The sequence below is a fragment of the Streptococcus suis YS56 genome (assembly GCF_000440115.1).
GTDB lineage: Bacteria > Bacillota > Bacilli > Lactobacillales > Streptococcaceae > Streptococcus > Streptococcus suis_L.
Genome location: NZ_ALMY01000077.1, coordinates 1 through 639, shown reverse-complemented (window position 1 = coordinate 639; position 639 = coordinate 1). Strand labels below are relative to the sequence as shown.

Here is a 639-nt window from a genome sequence, read left to right as displayed (position 1 = left end):
TGACACTTGTATGCGTGCTGAACATGGTCAATCCGCTTTAATTGTGCGGGAATGAAGACCAACTCTTGCCGTTGAACAGTAGAACCAATCTCTTTCAACTGTCCATGACAGTCTGGACAAGTGCAATCTTCGCCCTGCAATTCATGATGAATAATCTCTGGAGTGAACTGACTAAAAATAGCCTGACGAGCTCCCTTGGCTTTCTTGCGTTTATAGGTGATGGTCTCCGTTTCAACTGGGTAAGTCAGCTTCTTCTTCAGGGAGAATTTCCTCCCCAAACAAGCTCAGCTGACCGGGTTGATACACAACCTTCTCTGATGATTTTCCGTAGAGTTTCTGTCTCAGATACTCAATCTGTTCACGAAGGAGGCTCAACTCGTTGGTCATGATTTCAATGGTTTTTGTTAGACTTTCAATCACCTTATCTTGTGACTCCATGGACTTACCTCCTTCTTTTTATCTCATTATACACAAAGAAAAGCCATGATTTCAATAGAAATCACGACTTTTTGAAACATTTATTTTTGGATTGATCGAAAATCCTTTCATGAGCCAGTCCACCTGCTCGGAAGTTAGAGCCTTGACCTCTTCTTCATTGTTTGGCCAGGTCAATTTTCCGTTCTCAAATCGTTTATACAA

The 639-nt window shown here is 41.8% G+C and carries 3 protein-coding genes; all 3 read right to left on the bottom strand.

Going from position 1 to position 639, the window contains the following annotated elements; genetic code table 11:
- The coding region (locus SST62_RS1000000112425; RefSeq protein ID WP_194283592.1) for an IS66 family transposase zinc-finger binding domain-containing protein at nt 1-278 on the bottom strand (278 nt) is incomplete at its 3' end.
- Nucleotides 232-438: a hypothetical protein gene (locus SST62_RS0109555; RefSeq protein WP_002941576.1), complete on the bottom strand. Its 207-nt coding sequence runs from the start codon at nt 436-438 to the stop codon at nt 232-234. The genes SST62_RS1000000112425 and SST62_RS0109555, both read right to left, overlap by 47 nt.
- A gap of 51 nt (nt 439-489) precedes the next feature.
- Complete coding sequence (locus tag SST62_RS0109550) at nt 490-612, bottom strand: hypothetical protein (RefSeq protein ID WP_105111769.1); 123 nt, start codon at nt 610-612, stop codon at nt 490-492.
- Nucleotides 613-639 lie beyond the last annotated feature (27 nt).